15 protein-coding genes and 2 pseudogenes are annotated in these 18,224 nt (G+C 68.7%); 5 read left to right on the top strand and 12 right to left on the bottom strand.

What is annotated here, in order from left to right; genetic code table 11:
- Window positions 1-215: 215 nt before the first annotated feature.
- A complete protein-coding gene (locus tag B6N23_RS10780; protein ID WP_305498710.1) occupies window positions 216-668 on the top strand; it encodes an META domain-containing protein in 453 nt (150 codons plus the stop codon).
- Between the two features lie 285 nt (window positions 669-953).
- Here the strand turns inward: B6N23_RS10780 and B6N23_RS17140 are convergent, their stop codons facing one another.
- The gene (locus B6N23_RS17140; protein ID WP_379687926.1) at window positions 954-1,139 is read right to left on the bottom strand and encodes a hypothetical protein; all 186 of its coding nucleotides are present in this window, start codon (window positions 1,137-1,139) and stop codon (window positions 954-956) included.
- 116 nt (window positions 1,140-1,255) lie between these two features.
- Here B6N23_RS17140 and B6N23_RS10770 point away from each other — a divergent pair, with 116 nt between their 5' ends.
- From B6N23_RS10770 to B6N23_RS10755, 4 genes are all read left to right on the top strand, one after another.
- Window positions 1,256-2,176 carry a beta-keto acid cleavage family enzyme gene (locus B6N23_RS10770; RefSeq protein WP_305498708.1) on the top strand — a complete coding sequence of 307 codons (921 nt, stop codon included), beginning with the start codon at window positions 1,256-1,258 and terminating at the stop codon, window positions 2,174-2,176.
- A complete protein-coding gene (locus B6N23_RS10765; protein ID WP_305498705.1) occupies window positions 2,173-3,129 on the top strand; it encodes an L-carnitine dehydrogenase in 957 nt (318 codons plus the stop codon). The genes B6N23_RS10770 and B6N23_RS10765 overlap by 4 nt, the downstream gene beginning before the upstream one ends.
- Window positions 3,129-3,584: a thioesterase family protein gene (locus B6N23_RS10760; protein WP_305498704.1), complete on the top strand. Its 456-nt coding sequence runs from the start codon at window positions 3,129-3,131 to the stop codon at window positions 3,582-3,584. Before B6N23_RS10765 ends, B6N23_RS10760 begins: the two co-directional genes overlap by 1 nt.
- Window positions 3,585-3,749: 165 nt before the next feature.
- Window positions 3,750-5,363, top strand: a complete 1,614-nt coding sequence (locus tag B6N23_RS10755) for a BCCT family transporter (RefSeq protein WP_305498701.1) — start codon at window positions 3,750-3,752, stop codon at window positions 5,361-5,363.
- A gap of 23 nt (window positions 5,364-5,386) precedes the next feature.
- On the opposite strand, the gene B6N23_RS10750 is transcribed toward B6N23_RS10755, so the two are convergent.
- The 11 genes and pseudogenes from B6N23_RS10750 to B6N23_RS10700 form a co-directional block, all read right to left on the bottom strand.
- Entirely contained in the window at window positions 5,387-6,361 is a 975-nt protein-coding gene (locus tag B6N23_RS10750) for a GlxA family transcriptional regulator (RefSeq protein ID WP_305498699.1), read from the bottom strand.
- Between the two features lie 15 nt (window positions 6,362-6,376).
- Window positions 6,377-7,364: pseudogene (gene moaA / locus B6N23_RS10745) on the bottom strand (GTP 3',8-cyclase MoaA).
- On the bottom strand, window positions 7,361-7,771 hold the full coding sequence (locus B6N23_RS10740; RefSeq protein WP_305498697.1) for a putative zinc-binding protein: 411 nt from the start codon (window positions 7,769-7,771) through the stop codon (window positions 7,361-7,363). The pseudogene moaA and the gene B6N23_RS10740 overlap by 4 nt, the downstream one beginning before the upstream one ends.
- A gap of 44 nt (window positions 7,772-7,815) precedes the next feature.
- Complete coding sequence (locus B6N23_RS10735) at window positions 7,816-8,559, bottom strand: Crp/Fnr family transcriptional regulator (protein WP_119021293.1); 744 nt, start codon at window positions 8,557-8,559, stop codon at window positions 7,816-7,818.
- On the bottom strand, window positions 8,519-9,772 hold the full coding sequence (locus B6N23_RS10730; protein WP_305498685.1) for a molybdopterin molybdotransferase MoeA: 1,254 nt from the start codon (window positions 9,770-9,772) through the stop codon (window positions 8,519-8,521). The genes B6N23_RS10735 and B6N23_RS10730 overlap by 41 nt, the downstream gene beginning before the upstream one ends.
- Window positions 9,769-10,365 carry a molybdenum cofactor biosynthesis protein B gene (moaB, locus tag B6N23_RS10725; protein WP_305498683.1) on the bottom strand — a complete coding sequence of 199 codons (597 nt, stop codon included), beginning with the start codon at window positions 10,363-10,365 and terminating at the stop codon, window positions 9,769-9,771. Before moaB ends, B6N23_RS10730 begins: the two co-directional genes overlap by 4 nt.
- 81 nt (window positions 10,366-10,446) lie before the next feature.
- Window positions 10,447-11,270 (bottom strand): annotated as a pseudogene (locus B6N23_RS10720) (peptidylprolyl isomerase).
- 12 nt (window positions 11,271-11,282) lie between these two features.
- Window positions 11,283-11,972, bottom strand: a complete 690-nt coding sequence (gene narI / locus B6N23_RS10715; protein ID WP_302139814.1) for a respiratory nitrate reductase subunit gamma — start codon at window positions 11,970-11,972, stop codon at window positions 11,283-11,285.
- 13 nt (window positions 11,973-11,985) lie between these two features.
- Complete coding sequence (gene narJ / locus B6N23_RS10710) at window positions 11,986-12,765, bottom strand: nitrate reductase molybdenum cofactor assembly chaperone (RefSeq protein ID WP_119021288.1); 780 nt, start codon at window positions 12,763-12,765, stop codon at window positions 11,986-11,988.
- The gene (gene narH / locus B6N23_RS10705; RefSeq protein ID WP_305498680.1) at window positions 12,758-14,338 is read right to left on the bottom strand and encodes a nitrate reductase subunit beta; all 1,581 of its coding nucleotides are present in this window, start codon (window positions 14,336-14,338) and stop codon (window positions 12,758-12,760) included. The genes narJ and narH overlap by 8 nt, the downstream gene beginning before the upstream one ends.
- Entirely contained in the window at window positions 14,335-18,090 is a 3,756-nt protein-coding gene (locus B6N23_RS10700; RefSeq protein WP_305498678.1) for a nitrate reductase subunit alpha, read from the bottom strand. The genes narH and B6N23_RS10700 overlap by 4 nt, the downstream gene beginning before the upstream one ends.
- Between the last annotated feature and the right edge of the window lie 134 nt (window positions 18,091-18,224).

Here is an 18,224-nt window from a genome sequence, read left to right as displayed (position 1 = left end):
GGCGAGCCGCATTGGTGAGATCGATTCCGATAGGACCACAGCGCTTAGCCATGTCCCGCCGCTCTGCCGTGCGGTCCAGACTGCTGAGATCCTTCAGGCAGCGCAGGAAAAGCGGACCCGCCGGCAGATTCACCCGAGGCGCACATCACGACCTTGGGAACCTTATGCCGCCGGGCAGTCTGACAAGGCTCCTGAATGGCAATGGAGTGTCCTCGATGAGAAAACAGTATTCGCTTACGGCCCTGCTGGTCGGCTCACTGACCCTGGCCGGTTGCGCCGGGTTTGAGGCGGCCTCGGATGGCGACAGCGTCAACGAGCCCCTGGAGAACACCTACTGGAAGCTGCTGACCGTGGGTGAGCGCGAGGTGGTGGCCATCGATGAGGCGCGGGAGGCGCATCTGGTGCTGCATGCCGAGGAGTCTCGCCTGGCAGGCTCCACGGGCTGCAACCGCATGATGGGCGAGTATGAGCGCGACGGCGACCGGTTAACGTTCGGCCGAGTGGCCACCACCGTGATGGCCTGTCCCGGCGCGGCGATGGCACTCGAACGCGAGCTGCTCGATGCCCTCGGGGAGGTTGCCGGCTGGCAGGTCGATGGCGAGACCCTGACCCTCGTCGACGACGAGGGCGAGTCACGTGCCCACTTCGAGGCCGTACATCTCTACTGAGTCGGCACGAGTCCCGGTGCACGGGACGGGCGTCAGGCTCTAACCCGCCTACCGGGCCCTGGCCGACTACCTGATGACACAAGGTTCGGCCCAATGATCACGCTCGGGCACTCCGGCCGGCATCTTTGCCACGCCGGGTGCCCTGGCCAAGGCTCAACCGCGGGTAGCGCCCCGGTTCGGGGCCGGCGGCAAGCTGGGTGACCTGCCAGCTACACAGCAGAAGAGGGGCGAGAGCCGCCAGTAACACACTGCCGCGCCAGGGTCACCCTTTTCGCCGTGCCGCCATCAGAAGTGCTTCCTCAGGTCCATGCCCGCATAGAGCCCAGCCACCTCCTCGGCGTAGCCATTGAATGTCCGGGTCTCGAGGGTGCTGGGGCTGAACAGGCTGTTGGGAAGGTGCCTTTCGTGTGATACCGAGCGCGGTACCGTCTTCACCCTGTCGCTGCCGCGCCGCGCCGAAGACGTCGGCATCCTCTGAACCAACGCGTCGCATTATGCAGAAATAAGGTCGCCTTTCGACAATCCCTTCCTGCCGCCCTCCCCCACACTGCTCCTGACATCCGCCATCCCTTCCTCAGGAGCCGAGCATGAACCGCAATGTTATCCTCACCTGCGCCGTCACCGGCGCCGGCGACACCACTGCCAAGAGCCCCCACGTGCCGGTCACCCCCAAGCAGATCGCCGACGACTGCATCGCGGCCGCCAGGGCGGGCGCCAGCGTGGCACATATCCACGTGCGCGACCCCGAGACCGGTGGCATCAGCCACTCCGTCGAGCACTTCCGCGAGGTGATGCAGCGGGTGCGCGAGGCGGACGTCGACATCGTGATGAACATCACCGCCGGCGGCGGCGGCGACTGGATCCCCGACGCCGAGGACCCCACCCGTGGCGGTCCCGGCACCGATATCCAGACCCCGGCCGAGCGCCACGCGCCGGTGGGTGAGCTCTTGCCCGAGCTCTGCACCCTGGACTGCGGCAGCCTCAACTTCGGCGACATGGTCTACGTGAACCCCGCCGACTGGCTGCGCGAGCACGCCCGCCTGGTGCAGGCCGCCGGCGTCAAGCCGGAGCTGGAGTGCTTCGATCTGGGCCACGTCTGGTTCGCCCGCCAGCTGCAGCAGGAGGGGCTGATCGACGGCGCCCCCCTCTACCAGCTCTGCCTGGGCATCCCCTGGGGCGCCGAGGCGGACACCGAGACCCTGCTGGCCATGCGCAACAAGCTCCCGGCAAGCGCCCACTGGGCCACCTTCGGCATCGGCCGCCACCAGATGCCCATGGCCGCCCAGGCGGTGCTGCTGGGCGGCCACGCCCGGGTCGGCCTGGAGGACAACCTCTATCTGAAGAAGGGCACCCTGGCCACCAATGCCCAGCTGGTGGAGCACGCCGCCACCCTGATCGAGAACCTCGGCGCCCGGGTCATGACCCCCGCCGAGACCCGCGCCCACCTGGGGCTGCGCGACCCGCAGAGCGGCCAGCCGGTAGCGAAGCGCGCAGGAGGTGAGGCATGAGCCGTCAGCTCTCCGTGATCGGTACCGGGGTGATCGGCAACGGCTGGATCGCCAGGGCCCTGGCCCGGGGCTGGGACGTGGTGGCCTTCGACCCGGCTCCGGAGGCCCCGGCACGCACCCGCGCCTTCGTCGACAACGCCTGGGCCTCGCTGACGCGTCAGGGTCTGGCCGAGGGGGCCAGCCCCGCCCGGCTCACCTTCGTGGATAGCCTGGAGGCGGCCGTGGCCGGCGCCGATCTCATCCAGGAGAACGTGCCGGAGCGCCTGGATCTCAAGCGCGAGATCCTCGCCGCCCTGGACGCCGCCGCGGCGCCGGAGGTGCTGATCGGCTCCTCGACGTCCGGCTTCAAGCCCAGCGACCTGCAGCGGGACTGCGCCAAGGCGCCGGGGCGGGTGATCGTCGCCCACCCCTTCAACCCGGTCTACCTGCTGCCGCTGGTGGAGCTGGTCGGCGGCGAGGCCACCGAGCCCGCCGAGGTCGAGCGCGCCGCGGCGCTCTACCGAGAGCTCGAGATGCGTCCCCTGGCGGTGCGCCGCGAGATCGAGGGGCATATCGCCGACCGGCTGATGGAGGCGCTGTGGCGCGAGGCCCTGCACCTGGTCAACGACGGCGTGGCGACCACCGAGGAGGTGGACGCCGCCGTGGTCTACGGCTGCGGCCTGCGCTGGTCGCTGATGGGCACCTTCCTCACCTTCCACCTCGCCGGCGGCGAGGCGGGCATGCGCCATATGCTCGAGCAGTTCGGCCCCGCCCTGAAGCTCCCCTGGACCAAGATCGAGGCCCCCGAGCTCACCGAGGAGCTGATCGACCGGGTGGTTGATGGGTGCGAGCATCAGGCCGCCGGCCGGTCCGTCAGCGAACTCGACCGCCGCCGGGACGACTTCCTGGTGGAGCTGCTCGACCTGGTCCAGAAGTACTGGCCCGAGGCCGAGGGCCTGGAGGGGCGCATCTGATGGAGATCCTCAACACCCGCGTCGCCCCGGAGTGGGTCGACTACAACGGCCACATGAATGACGCCGAGTACGCCCGGGTCTTCTCACTGGCGGTAGAGGCGCTGATGGAGCATATCGGCCTCGATGCCGAGGGGCGTGCCCGTCACGGCTATACGCTCTACACCCTGGAGACCCACCTCTGCTACCGCCGCGAGGCCCACGAGGGGGAGCCGCTGAGCGTGGCGCTGACCCTGCTGGACCGCGACGCCAAGCGGCTGCACGTCTTCTTCGCGCTCAACGACGCTGAGGGCAACCTGCTGGCCACCAGCGAGCAGATGCTGATGGGCATGAACCAGGAGAGCGGCCGGCCCGACGCCTTCCCGGCGCCGGTGGCCGAGGCGATCACCGCCCTGCCCCAGGCCGAGACGGGCGCCTGGCCGGAGCTCGCCGGGCGCACCATCGCCATTCGGCGCTGACAGCGCAGCAACGCCGGGCCGCCCGCCACCGCGGGCGGCCCACCGGGACTGCCGGCCCGACGCCCGGCCAAGGAGGACAAGAACATCGCTACGCCAACTCCCCCCCACCGCCCCTCATCGCCGCCCAGCGACGCTTCGCCCAGAGCCGAACTCAACACCGACTACATGGTGACCGAGCTCGCTCAGGGCGGCGTCTTTCAGGGCATGCACAAGGGCATGACGCTGACCAGCGGCGGCCTGGTGCTACTCTTCGTACTCTTCACCGGGCTCGGCTCGGAGACGGCCGGCAGCCTGTTCGGCACGGCACGCACCTGGATCGAGACCACCTTCAGCGGCTACTACCTGGTCACGGTGATGCTGCTGCTGGCGGTCTGCGCCTTCATCGTCTTCAGCCGCTACGGCAGCGTGCGCCTCGGACCCGACGACAGCCGCCCCGAATTCAGCAACTTCGCCTGGCTGGCCATGCTGCTCTCGGCGGGTATCGGCATCGGCATTCTCTTCTTCGGCGTCGCCGAGCCGGTCTTCTACCTGGATGACACCGGCGCCTTCGGCTACCCCAACAACCCCCATGCCGACATGGCCGGCGCCACCGCCATCGGCCACGAGCGGGCCATCGATGCGCTGCGCGTCACGCTCTTCCACTGGGGGCTGCACGGCTGGGCGATCTACGTGATCGTCGGCATGTCGCTGGCCTACTTCGCCTACCGCAAGGGGCTGCCCCTGGCGCTGCGCTCGGCGCTCTACCCCTTCGTGGGCGATCGCATCTTCGGCCCCCTCGGCCACCTCTTCGATATCCTCGGCGTGCTCGGCTGCGTCTTCGGCGTGGCCACCTCCCTGGGCCTGGGCGTCAGCCAGATGGCGGTGGGCCTGGAGCGCCTGGTGGGCGTCGGCTCGGGCCTCTCGACCCAGCTGCTGCTGATCGCCGGGATCTCGGCTATCTCCATCTTCTCGGCGGTCACCGGCGTGCGCCGGGGCATTCGCGTGATCTCGGAGATGAACGTCTGGGTCTCGCTGGCCGTGGTAGGCATCTTCCTGGTCGGCGGCCCCACCCTGTGGCTGATCATGGCCTTCGGCGAGACCCTGCTCGACTACGCCATCAACTTCATCCCCATGGGGCTGTGGCACGCCGACGAGCCGGGCACCGCCGAGTGGCAGCAGGGCTGGACCATCTTCTACTGGGGCTGGTGGCTCGCCTGGGCGCCCTTCGTGGGGCTCTTCATCGCGCGCATCTCCAAGGGGCGCACCCTGCGTGAATTCGTGCTGGGGGTGCTGCTGGTTCCCACCCTGATCATCTTCGTCTGGCTGATCATCTTCGGCGGCAACGCCATGTATCAGGAGCTCCACGCCGCGGGCGGCCCGGGCAGCGCCGGCATCATCGAACTGGTCAACGCCTGGCAGCTGCCGGCGGCGCTGTTCGCCACCGCCGACGGCATCGTCGGCACCGGCGCCTTCGGCTGGCTGCTCTCGGCGATGATGGTGTTCCTGTTGATGAGCTGGTTCGTCACCTCCTCGGACTCCGGCACCCTGGTGCTGACCACCATCCTGTCGCTGGGCGACGAGGAGCCGCCGGCGCGCTTCCGGGTCTTCTGGGGCGTGGTGATCGGCCTGGTCGCCGCGGTGCTGCTGGTGGCCGGCGGCCTCACCGCCCTGCAGACGGCGCTGATCGCCGCCGCCCTGCCGCTGAGCGTGGTGATCCTGGTGATGACCGCCGGCGTGCTGCTCTCGCTGTTCCGCGAGAGCCTCGACGCCAGACGGCGGCGCCGCCTGAACGAGCGGTAGGCCGACCTGGCGGTGTTCCGCCCCTAGCCGCTACCGGCCCGCCGCCGTATCTCGCGCGGCGGCTGGCCGTAGCGCTCCTTGAAGGCGCGGGAGAAGCTGGAAGCGGAGGCGAAGCCGCAGGCCAGGCTCACCGCCAACACGTCGAGGTCGGTCTCGGTCAACAGGTAGTAGTCGCGCCCCAGGCGCAGGCCGAGGTACCAGCCCTGGGGCGTACTGGAAAGGGTGTCGGCAAAGAGCCGCTGCAGCTGGCGCGGGGTGATCCCGCAGCGCCGGGCAATCTCGGCAAGGGACAGCGGCGCCTCGAGATGGCGCTCCATCAGCGCTACCGCCTGCACCAGGCGGCGATTATGGGTACCCAGGCGGCGCGCCAGGGTCATGCGCTGCTGGTCGCTGCGGTTGCGCAGCCGGTCATGGATCAGCTGTTCGGAGACATCCACCGCCAGGCGGGTGCCGTGGCGCCGGGCAATCACCTCCAGGGCCATGTCCATGGCGGCGGCGCCACCGGCACAGGAGAAACGCCGCGGCCCCAGCTCGAACAGCTCGTCGGAGGTCTCGACGGCAGGAAAACGCTCGCGGAACGCCGGCAGGCTCTCCCAGTGCAGGGTGACCCGCTCGCCCTCGAGCAGCCCCGCGGCGGCGAGCAGGAAGCAACCGGTGTCGAGCCCACCCAGGGCGCAGCCGGCCTGGTCCAGGCGGTGTAACCAGGCCATCAGCGGCCGGCTCAGGTGCGCCTCGGGCGCGAAGCCGCTGCACACCGCCAGGGACGGTAGGGCGTGGACATCGCCCGCCGGCTGGTCGACCATCAGGGTCATGCCGTTGCTGGCGGTGACCGGCTGCCCATCCAGACCGAACAGGGTCCAGTCGAACAGCGGCCGACCGCTGATACGGTTGGCGATGCGCAGCGGCTCAACGGCCGAGAAGAAGGCCATCATCGAGAAGCGCGGCAGCAGCAGGAAGCCCACCGGTTCGGGCAGAGGCCCTGTGTAGTCCAGTCGCACGCGCCCGGCCTCTCGTTACCCGCCCGTCATGTTCATGAAGCGCACCACCTGGACGTCGCCGTCGGTGGTGAAGTGGTGGCGCTCTGGCTTCTTCGTCATGGCGGCGACGATGGCGGCCTTGAGGCGTTCGGTGTCACCGGGATGGCGGCGCAGCACGGCGCGCAGGTCCACCGAATGCTCGTTGCCCAGACAGCAGCAGGCGCCCCTCGGCGGTGACGCGCACCCGGTTGCAGGCGTCGCAGAAGTTGTGGCTGTGGGGCGAGATGAAGCCGATCCGGCTCTCGGAATCGGCCATGCGGTAGTAGCGCGACGGCCCAAGCGTCGTCTCGGTGGTGGGCACCAGGGCGTGGCGGGACTCGATGATCCCGCGCACCTCGTCGCTCGAGCAGAAGGTGGTGGCGCGGTCGTGGCCGATCGCCTGGCCCAGCGGCATCTCCTCGATAAAGCTGATATCGACGCCCTCGGCGCGGGCGAACGCCACCAGGTCGAGCACCTCGTCGTCGTTGCGCCCCTTGAGGATCACGGCGTTGAGCTTGATGCGCGCGAAACCGGCCTCCCGGGCGGCGCGGATGCCGTCGATCACCCTGGCCAGGTCGCCGGTGCGGGTCAGGGCGCGGAAGCGCGCCGGGTCCAGGGTGTCGAGGCTGACGTTGAGGCGCCTGAGGCCGCCCTCGCGCAGGGCCCGGGCGTGCTTGACCAGGCCCGCGCCGTTGGTGGTCATGGCGAAATCGCGCAGCCCCGGCAGGGCGCCGACCTCACCGACCAGGGTCTCGATGCCGCGCTTGACCAGCGGCTCGCCGCCGGTGAGGCGGATCTTCTCCACGCCCAGCTCGACGAAGGCGCGGCAGAGGGTGGCCATCTCCTCCAGGGTGAGCACCTGGGCGCGGGGCAGGAAGGTCATCTCCTCGGCCATGCAGTAGACGCAGCGGAAGTCGCAGCGGTCGGTGACCGAGAGGCGCAGGTAGCGGACGGTGCGGCCGAAGCCGTCGACGAGGGCGCTCATGTCGTCTGCTCCGCCACTCGGGACTCGGCGTCCATGGGCAGCCGGGCGATCAGCTCGCCCACGTCGCTTGCCACCTCGGCGACGGTGGCCTCGTCATAGAAGTGCCCGCGGCGCTTGCGCAGGCCGCGCTCGTAGAGCCTCACATGCTCGGTGGGGATAACGCCGGCCCTGGTCAGGCAGTGGCTGGCGCAGTGCATCTGGCAGCCGTCGATGGCCACGATAGGGCGCCCGGAGCGGGCGGTACGCACCAGGCCAGGCACCCCGCCGCCGACGCCGGCGATGCAGGACATCTCGGCCACGCCGCCGCGGTCGAGGCGCAGCGCCACGTCGTTGGCGAGCTGGGCCACGTCGGAGCAGCCGGAGCAGGAGTAGACCAGGGTGCGGGGCTTGCTCGCGGGTCGGGACATGTCGGCCTCCGGGGGACGGAACGACGGCCCTGCCAGGGGCAGGCTCAGTCGTCGGTCATCATGAAGTCGCGCAGCTTCTGCTCATCCAGTACGGTGAGCCGCTGACGGTCGATATTGATGGCGCCGCTGTCGCGCAGCTTGGCCAGCAGCCGCGACAGGGTCTCGGGCGTCATGGCGAGCTGGGCCGCCAGCCAGCGCTTGGGGATGGTCAGCCTGATCACCCGGGGCGTTCTCGAGCGTCCCGAGGGCAGCTGGCGCAGCACGTAGCTGACCAGCCGCGACATGGCATCGCCCTGGGTCAGCAGCGCCAGATCCTCGAGGCGGTCGGTGAGCTCCAGGGCCAGGCGGCTCATGAACTCGGCCCGGCAGGCCGGCTGACGATCCAGGATCTCGCGGCAGAGCGCCGCCGGGATCGACAACACGTTGGTCCGCCGCAGCGCCTCGGAGGAGTAGAGATAGACGCCGGCGCTGGAGACCATGCTCAGCTCGCCGAGGGTGCCGCCGCGCTCCACGCAGCGGATGGTGGCCATGCGGCCGTCACCGGCGGCACGCACCAGGCGCACGGTGCCGCTGATCACCACGTGCAGCCACTGGGCCGGGGTCTCCTGGCGGAACAGCCACTCGCGGGGCTTGAGGGTGCGCAGCTCGGATGCCTCGAGCAGCGCCTCGAGCTCGGCCTCCTCCAGGCCGGCGAGCCAGGGCACCCCCAGCACCAGCTCGCGCAGCTGGCGCGGGTTGAACAGCAGCTCAGTCGAGGAACTGGGCGGCGGGACAGTATTCGTAGGCATGGCCGTTCTCCACGTTGTTGTTGGCGTCGATCACCAGGTAGCCATGGGCCTGGCTTGCCGCGCTGAGCATGTGCGACCCCTGGCCGCCGGCCAGGCGCGCCACCGGCGTCCCCGCCACCCAGTCGAGCACCACGCGCAGCAGCTCTCGACGCCCCCTGGGGCCGCGTCGGGAGAAGCCGGCAGTCACCGGGAAGCGCTGCAGCGGCGCCGCCTCACGGCCCTGGCGGACCTGCACGAAGGGCAGTGCCAGCAGCTGCCAGCCCACCAGCGAGGCCACCGGATTGCCCGGCAAGGCAATCAGCGGCGTGCCGGCCTGGAGCGACTCGCCCAGGTAGCCGAGGGCGAAGGGCTTGCCGGGCTTCATGGCCACGCCGTGAAAGGCGATCCCGCCCAGCTGCTCGATGACCGGTCGCACATGGTCCTCCTCCCCCACCGATACGCCTCCGGTACACATTACCAGATCGGCCGTATCACGGGCCTCGGCAAAGGCGTGATGCAGGTCAAGGGGAGCGTCCGGAATGACGCCGAAATCAAGCAGTTCACAGCCGGCCTGGGCCAGCAGGGCCGCCAGCATGGCGCGGTTGCTGTCGTAGACCTGGCCGGGCACCCGAAGGGCACCGGGCTCGATCAGCTCGTCGCCGGTGGAGAGCAGCGCGACCTTGAGCCGGCGCACCACCGCCACCTCGCCGACGCCATGGCTGGCCAGCAGGGCGATGGCTGCCGCGTCGAGCCGGGCACCGGCCGGCAGCAGCAGCTCGCCCGCACGGGTCTCCTCGCCGCGGCGGCGGATATTGGCCCCCTCGCCGAGCTCGCCCTCGACGTGCATGCGCCCCTCGGCATCCAGGGTCACGCGCTCCTGAGGCACCACGGCATCGGCGCCCAGTGGCACCGGCGCACCGGTGAAGATCCGCGCGCAGCCACCCGCCGGCAGGTGCATCACGCCGGCCCCGGCGGGCACGCGCAGCGTCACCGGCAGGCCCTCGGGGGAGTGCTCGGCCAGGCGCAGCGCATAGCCGTCCATGGCGCTGTTATCGACCCCCGGCATGTCCAGGGTCGCGAGGACATCCTCGGCCAGCACCCGGCGGGCGGCCTCGGCGAGGGATACCCGCTCGCTGCCGTCGATGGGGCGGGCCGCCTTGATCATCCGCGCCCGGGCGTCGAAGAGATCGAGCAGGCCCGGGGTGATGACTTCGGCGCAGCCGCAGCCGCTCATGATTCCACCGCCTGACGGGGCGCCTCGCCCTCGGCCGCCGGCCTGGGCGCCTGCCGGCTGGCGCAGCGCTCGGCCTGCGGCAGCACCATGGCCACGAAGTTGCAGGGCCGGGTGCGGGCATCGAGCTGCTCAACCAGGATGCCATCCCAGGCGGTGGCGCAGGCCTTGGGCGAGCCGGGCATGGCGAACACCAGGGTGCGGTCGATCAGCCCGCCCACCGCGCGGGACTGGATGGTGGAGGTGCCGATGCTCGCAAGCGACAGCTGGCGGAACAGCTCGCCATAGCCGTCGATGGCCTTGTCGAACAGCGGCGAAAGCGCCTCGGGGGTCCGGTCGCGCGGGGTAAAGCCGGTGCCACCGGTGACCAGCACCACCTGGATGTCGTCACGCACCACCCACTTCGAGACCACCGCGCGGATGCGGTAGATGTCGTCGGGCACGATACGCCGCTCCACCAGGGCGTGCCCGGCCTCGGTGACGCGCTCGCTGAGCAGATCGCCGCTGCCATCCTCGTCGAACCCGCGGGTGTCGGAGACGGTCAGCACGGCGATACCCAGCGGGGCGAAGGGGGTGTTGGCGTGGACATGGGCCATGGGGTCCTCCTGACCGCCCGCAGGACGGGCGGCGGCAAGCAAAGGGGAATCGCGAAACGGGAGGGCCGGGCGGCCCTCGGCTTACTGCATCAGGGAGTTGGCGCTGTCGTCATCCAGGGCCACCCCCTCGACGCCGATCTCCGACTCCAGCACCAGCAGGTAGTGGCGCAGGGCGCGGCGGGTGGACTGCTCGCGCAGGCTGTGGCGCACGCGCTCGGCCACCTGCTCATAGGGCAGCTCGCGGCCCTCGCGACGCTCGTCGATGCTGACCAGGTGCCAGCCGTAGCGGGAGGCCAGCGGGCGGTCGTGCAGCCCCTCGGGGAGATGCTGCAGGGCGCGGTCCAGCTCGGCGACGGTCTGCCCCGGCGCCAGCCAGCCCAGCTCGCCGCCCTGCTCCTTGGAGGGGCAGGCGGAGTGGCGCATGGCGAACTCGGTGAAGCGCTCGGGAATGGCCGAGAGCTCCTTGAGCAGCTTCTCGCCCTGACGGTAGCCGGCATCCCGGGCCTCGGCGTCGTCCGGTGCCGCGGCCAGCAGGATATGGCGCACCCTCAGGAGGGTGGGCTCGCTGAAGCGCTCGGCGTGGGCGGCATGGAAGCGGCGGCAGTCCTCCTCGGAGGGCTCCGGCACATCCAGCTCACGTTCCAGCAGAGCGGCGATGGCGGCATCGCCCTCCTCCAGCTCGCTGCCGGCGGCCTCGGCCAGGCCCAGTGTCGCGGCGCGCTGGCGCAGCAGCTCGCGCACCACCAGCGCCCGGGCCGCCTTGAGCTGGGCGGTGCCGGCGGAATCCGCCGGGTGGTACTGCATCTCCTGGGCGATATCGGCCTCCTCGATGGTGACCGCGCCGACCTTGATGGGAGGGGGGGGGGGGCGCCCCCCGGGATCATCTCGATATCGATCTTCTGCATGGTGATGGCCCCTTAGCCCCGCTTGCGCACGAGCTGGTAGCGACGAGTGATATAACCGAGCGGAATGCTCCACACGTGCACCAGGCGCGAGAAGGGGAAGAGCAGGATGATGGTCAGCCCCAGGAAGATGTGCAGCTTGTAGATCCAGGAGACGTTCTCCATGTAGGCCGCCGCGCCGCCGCCGAAGAAGACGATGGCCTGGGCCCAGCTGGAGAGGGTGACCATCATCTCGCCGTCCATGTGGCCCAGCGAGAAGATGATGGTGATCATGCCCAGGAAGGCCTGGAAGACGATCAGCCCGAGGATGGCGGTGTCCATGGTGCTGGAGGAGGCGCGCACCCGCGGGTTGGTGATGCGGCGATGCAGCAGCATGGCGCCGCCCACCAGGCACATGGCCCCGGCGATACCGCCCACCACGATGGCCAGCAGCTGCTTGGTGCCGGCGTGCAGGAAGGGCGAGTAGACCCAGTGCGGCGTCAGCATGCCGAACAGGTGGCCGAAGAAGATCACGATGATGCCGATATGGAAGAGGTTGCTGGCCAGGCGCATGTTCTTCGACGAGAGCATCTGGCTGGAGCCGGTCTTCCAGGTGAACTGCCCGTGGTCATAGCGCAGCAGGCTGCCGACCAGGAACACGGTGCCCACCAGGTACGGGTAGTAGCCGTAGATCAGGTGGTCGAGATAGGTGCCGAATGCGGACATGGTGATTCTCCTGTTAACGACCCGTCACCGGAGGCATCGCCTCGGGTGAGAGAATGCGAACGGCCTCGCTCTGCACGCCCTGCTTGCGCTCGGCCAGGCGTCGGCCCTCGGCGGACTGCAGGGCGCAGTCCTGGTCGGACTCGGCGGAGAAACGCACCGCCTCCTCTTCCCAGACCGCATCCAGCGCCTCGGGGGTGTCATCGCGGGACTCGCCCTGGACCTCCTCGCGGTGGGCGTCGGCCTCGGCTTCGGCGCCGATCAGCGCCAGCAGCGCGCGCGGCACCAGGGCATGATCGGCACCGCGCTCCTCGAGGCGCGCGGTGATCAGGCCGAGGATGTGGCGGATCTCGCCCAGCCAGCGGCCGATCTCGGCCTCCTCCCGGGTGGAGAGGTACTCCAGGAAGATCGGCAGGTAGTCGGGCAGCTCCCGGGCATCCAGCTCGAAGCCGGCGGCCTGATACTCCGCCATCAGGTCGACCATGGCCTGGCCGCGGTCGCGGGACTCGCCGTGGACATGCTCGAAGAGCAGCAGCGAGGTGGCACGTCCCTTGTCGAAGCGGGCCACGTACTCGGACTGCAGCTCGAGCAGGTCGCCGTCGGCAATGCGCTGGCACCAGTCCATCAGGGCGGTGCGCAGCGCCGCCGGCAGGCGGCGCTCCTGGTCGATGATCTCGATGAGCTCGCCGGCCGCGGCCTGGAGCTCCTCGGTGGGATAGTCGAGCAGGCGGGCCAGCACGCGCAGGCTGCGCATGCCAACCGCCGGCGCGGCCATCTTCAGGGCAGCATCAGCCATGACGGGCCTCCTCGGCTTTCTCGTCGCGCCGCCCATCGCTCTGCGGATCGAAGGATTCCACCGGCTTGACCAGGGTGGTGGTCTGGGAGCGGCCGTTGAACAGGCTCGGCTTGCTCTCGCCGTGGCAACCGTCGCCGAAGGTGAAGCCGCAGCCGCCGCGCTCCGGGAAGGCCTCGGTGGCCATCTCGCGGTGGCTGGTGGGGATCACGAAGCGATCCTCGTAGTTGGCGATGGCCAGGTAGCGGTACATCTCCTCCACCTGCGCCTCGGTCAGCTCGACGTCCTCCAGCACCGCGGTGTTGGGCTGGCCGTCCACGTGCTTGCCGCGCATGTAGAGGCGCATGGCCATCAGACGCTTGAGCGCCAGCACCACGGGGGCCTCTTCACCGGCGGTGAGCATGTTGGCCAGGTAGCGCACCGGGATGCGCAGCGACTCGATCTTCGGCATCACGCCGTCGAACTCGATCTTGCCGGCCTCGGCGGCGGACTGGATCGGCGAGAGCGGCGGCACGTACCAGACCATGGGCAGGGTGCGGTACTCCGGGTGCAGCGGCAGCGCCAGGCCCCACTCCATGGCCATCTTGTAGACCGGGCTCTCCTGGGCGGCCTTGATCACGTTGTCGGTGATGCCGTCCTTCTTCGCCTGAGCGATCACCGCCGGATCGTTGGGATCCAGGAAGATCTCGCACTGGCGATGGTAGAGGTCGCGCTCGTCCGGGGAGCTGGCCACTTCCTCGATGCGGTCGGCGTCATACAGCAGCACGCCGAGGTAGCGGATACGGCCCACGCAGGTCTCGGAGCAGATGGTCGGCTGACCGGACTCGATGCGCGGGTAGCAGAAGATGCACTTCTCCGACTTCCCGGTCTTCCAGTTGTAGTAGATCTTCTTATAGGGGCAGCCGGAGATGCACATCCGCCAGCCGCGGCACTTGTCCTGGTCGATCAGGACGATACCGTCCTCCTCGCGCTTGTAGATCGCGCCGCTGGGGCACGAGGCCACGCACGCCGGGTTGAGGCAGTGCTCGCACAGCCGCGGCAGGTACATCATGAAGGTGTTCTCGAACTGGCCGTAGATATCGGCCTGCACCTTCTCGAAGTTCATGTCGCGGCGACGCTTGGCAAACTCGGTGCCGAGGATCTCCTCCCAGTTCGGGCCCCACTCGATCTTCTTCATGCGCTCGCCGGAGATCAGCGAACGCGGGCGCGCCACCGGCTGGTGCTCACCGATCTTGGCGGTGTGCAGGTGCTCGTAGTCGAAGGTGAACGGCTCGTAGTAGTCGTCGATCTCCGGCAGGTCGGGGTTGGCGAAGATGTTCGCCAGCACCCGCCACTTGCCGCCGATCTTCGGCTCGATCTTGCCGTCCTTGCGGCGCAGCCAGCCGCCCTTCCACTTCTGCTGGTTCTCCCACTCCTTGGGATAGCCGATGCCGGGCTTGGTCTCGACGTTGTTGAACCAGGCGTACTCGACGCCTTCACGGCTGGTCCAGACGTTCTTGCAGGTCACCGAACAGGTGTGGCAACCGATGCACTTGTCGAGGTTGAGGACCATGCCTACCTGGGAACGAATCTTCATTTCACGGCCTCCTGCACGTAGTCATTGCCCTCGCCATCCAGCCAGTCGATGTGCTTCATCTTGCGAACCATGACGAACTCATCGCGGTTGGAACCGACGGTGCCGTAGTAGTTGAAGCTGTAGGAGAGCTGCGCGTAGCCGCCGATCATGTGGGTCGGCTTCGGGCAGACCCGGGTCACGGAGTTGTGCATGCCCCCGCGGGTGCCGGAGACCTCGGAGCCCGGCACGTTCACCTGGCGCTCCTGGGCGTGGTACATCATCACCATGCCGGCCTTGACCCGCTGGCTGACCACAGCCCGCGCGGCGATGGAGCCGTTGGCGTTGTACAGCTCGACCCAGTCGTTGTCCTCGATGCCCACCTCGGCGGCGTCGGTCTCGGAGAGCCACACCACCGGGCCGCCGCGGTTCAGCGTCAGCATCAGCAGGTTGTCCGAGTAGGTGGAGTGGATCCCCCACTTCTGGTGCGGCGTGATGAAGTTCAGCGCCTTGCTCTTGTAGCCGTTGTCTGCCGGCGCCTCGAAGCTCACCAGGGTCTTGGTGTTGATCGGCGGACGGTAGGTCAGGAGGCTCTCGCCGAAGGCGCGCATCCAGGCGTGATCCTGATAGAACTGCTGGCGGCCGCTCACGGTGCGCCACGGAATCATCTCGTGCACGTTGGTGTAGCCGGCGTTGTAGGAGACGTGCTCGTCCTCGAGGCCGGACCAGGTCGGGCTGGAGATGATCTTGCGCGGCTGGGCGACGATGTCGCGGAAGCGGATCTTCTCCTCCTCCTTGTTGATCGCCAGGTGGGTGTGATCCCGCCCGGTGATCTTGGAGAGCGCGCCCCAGGCCTTCACCGCCACCTGACCGTTGGTCTCCGGCGCCAGGGTCAGGATCATCTCGGCCGCGTCGATGGCGGTCTCGATCTGCGGGCGGCCCTTGGAGGAGCCCTCCAGCTTGCGATGGTTGAGCTTGCCGAGCAGTTCCACCTCGGAGTCGGTGTTCCAGCTGATGCCCTTGCCGCCGTTGCCGATGCTCTCCAGCAGCGGGCCCACGGAGGTGAAGCGCTCGTAGGTCTCGGGGTAGTTGCGCTTGATCTCGATCAGCGCCGGCATGGTCTTGCCGGGGATCGGCTCGCACTCGCCCTTCTTCCAGTCAAGCACTTCGGGCTGGGCCAGCTCGGCGGGGGAGTCATGCTGATGCGGCAGGGTGACCAGATCGGTCTCCTCGCCCAGGTGCCCCACGCAGACCCGGGAGAACTCCTTGGCGATGCCCTTGTAGATATCCCAGTCGCTGCGCGACTCCCACGCCGGGTCGGTGGCCGCGGTCAGCGGGTGGATGAAGGGGTGCATGTCCGAGGTGTTGAGGTCGTTCTTCTCGTACCAGGTGGCCGTCGGCAGCACGATGTCCGAGTAGAGGCAGGTGGAGGACATGCGGAAGTCCAGGGTCACCACCAGGTCGAGCTTGCCTTCCGGCGCCTCGTCGTGCCACTTCACCTCTTCCGGCTTCTGGCCGCCGAAGTCGCCCAGGTCCTTGCCCTGGATACCGTGGCGGGTGCCCAGCAGGTACTTGAGCATGTACTCGTGGCCCTTGCCGGAGCTGCCCAGCAGGTTGGAGCGCCAGATGAAGAGGTTGCGCGGGAAGTTCTGGGGGTTGTCCGGATCTTCCGCGGCGAAGGCCAGCTTGCCGGCCTTGAGCTGCTCGACGGCATAGTCCTTGGTGGACAGGCCGGCGGCCTCGGCGGCCTTGGCCAGGCGCAGCGGGTTGGCCCCCAGCTGGGGCGCGGAGGGCAGCCAGCCCATGCGCTCGGAGCGCACGTTGAAGTCGATCAGGCTGCCGGTGTACTTGCTGTGGTCGGCGAGCGGGGAGAGGATCTCCTTGATCTCGAGCTTCTCGTAGCGCCACTGGGAGGAGTGGTTGTAGAAGAAGGAGGTGGAGTTCATGTGGCGCGGCGGACGGTTCCAGTCCAGGCCGAAGGCCAGCGGGGTCCAGCCGGTCTGCGGGCGCAGCTTCTCCTGGCCGACATAGTGGGCCCAGCCGCCACCGCTCTGACCGATACAGCCGCACATGATCAGCATGTTGATCAGGCCGCGGTAGTTCATGTCCATGTGGTACCAGTGGTTCATCGCGGCACCCACGATGATCATGGACCGGCCCTGGGTCTTGTCGGCGTTCTCGGCGAACTCGCGGGCGATGCGCGCGACCTGCTCGGCGGGCACGCCGGTGATCTTCTCCTGCCAGGCGGGGGTGTAGGGCTTCACCTCGTCCAGGGACTTGGCGCCGTCATCCTCACCGAAGCCGCGGTCGATGCCGTAGTTGGCACACATCAGGTCGAAGACGGTGACCGCCAGCACCTCGCTGCCGTCGGCCTTCTTCAGGCGCTTGGCCGGCAGGCTGTGGTAGAGCAGCTCGTCGCTGGCCCCGCCGCTCTCGACGTGGTCGAAGTGCTCGTGCTTGAGCCCGCCGAAGTAGGGGAAGGCGACCTTGGCGACGTCGTCGTGGTGGTCGGCCAGGGTCAGCAGCGGCTTGATCTCGTCACCGGCGGCGTCGCGGGGCTCGAGGTTCCACTTGCCCTCCTCGCCCCAGCGGAAGCCGATGGAGCCGCGCGGCACCACCAGCTGGTCGCGGGTCTCGTCCCACGCCACGGTCTTCCACTCGGGGTTGTTGTTCTCGCCCATGCCGCCGTCGAAGTCGCTGGCGCGCATCTGCTTGCCCGGCACGTAGCTGCCGTCCTCGCGCTGCTCCAGCTCCACCAGGAAGGGCATGTCGGAGTACTGGCGCACGTACTCGGTGAAGTAGGCGCTGGGCCTCTCGAGATGGAACTCCTTGAGGATCACATGGCCCATGGCCATGGCGATGGCCGCATCGGTGCCCTGCTTGACCGACAGCCACTCGTCGGTGAGCTTGGAGACCTCGGCGTAGTCCGGGGTGATGGAGACGGTCTTGGTGCCCTTGTAGCGCACCTCGGTGAAGAAGTGGGCGTCCGGGGTACGGGTCTGGGGCACGTTGGAGCCCCAGGCGATGATGTAGCCGGAGTTGTACCAGTCGGCGGACTCGGGCACGTCGGTCTGCTCACCCCAGGTCTGGGGGCTGGCCGGCGGCAGGTCGCAGTACCAATCGTAGAAGCTCATGCAGACGCCGCCGATCAGCGACAGGTAGCGGCTGCCCGCGGCGTAGCTGACCATGGACATGGCGGGGATCGGCGAGAAGCCGATGATGCGGTCCGGGCCGTACTGCTTGGCGGTGTAGACGTTGGAGGCGGCGACCAGCTCGTTGAGCTCGTCCCAGTTGGCCCGCACGAAGCCGCCCATGCCGCGGGCGCGCTTGTACTGCTTGGTCTTGGCGGGATCCTCGACGATGGAGGCCCAGGCGTCGACCGGGTCCTTCTTCTCCTTGAGGGCGTCGCGCCACAGCTTGAGCAGCGGCTTGCGGATCAGCGGGTACTTGAGGCGGTTGGCGCTGTAGAGGTACCAGGAGTAGCTGGCGCCCCGCGGGCAGCCGCGCGGCTCGTGGTTGGGCAGGTCCGGGCGGGTGCGCGGATAGTCGGTCTGCTGGGTCTCCCAGGTGACCAGGCCGTTCTTGACGTAGATCTTCCAGCTGCAGGAGCCGGTGCAGTTCACCCCGTGGGTGGAACGCACGACCTTGTCATGCTGCCAGCGCTGACGATAGCTGTCCTCCCAGCCGCGGGACTCCTCGCGGGTCTCGCCATGCTCGTTGGCGAAGGGCTCGCGGGCCTTGCGGAAGAAGTTCAGCCGATCAATGAAGTGACTCATGGTCGATCTCCAGGCTTCTTGGAAAGTGGGTGTGACCGCCCTGGGCCACCCGGCCTGTCGTGCAGCGTGGCGCAGTGAACCGCACGCCAGACAGGAACCTTGCAGAGGATTCTGGGCGAACAATCGACGGATTA

This window comes from Halomonas alkalicola (assembly GCF_030704205.1).
GTDB lineage: Bacteria > Pseudomonadota > Gammaproteobacteria > Pseudomonadales > Halomonadaceae > Halomonas > Halomonas alkalicola.
The sequence above is the reverse complement of the archived record's forward strand: the minus strand, read 5'-3'. Positions and strand labels throughout refer to the sequence as shown.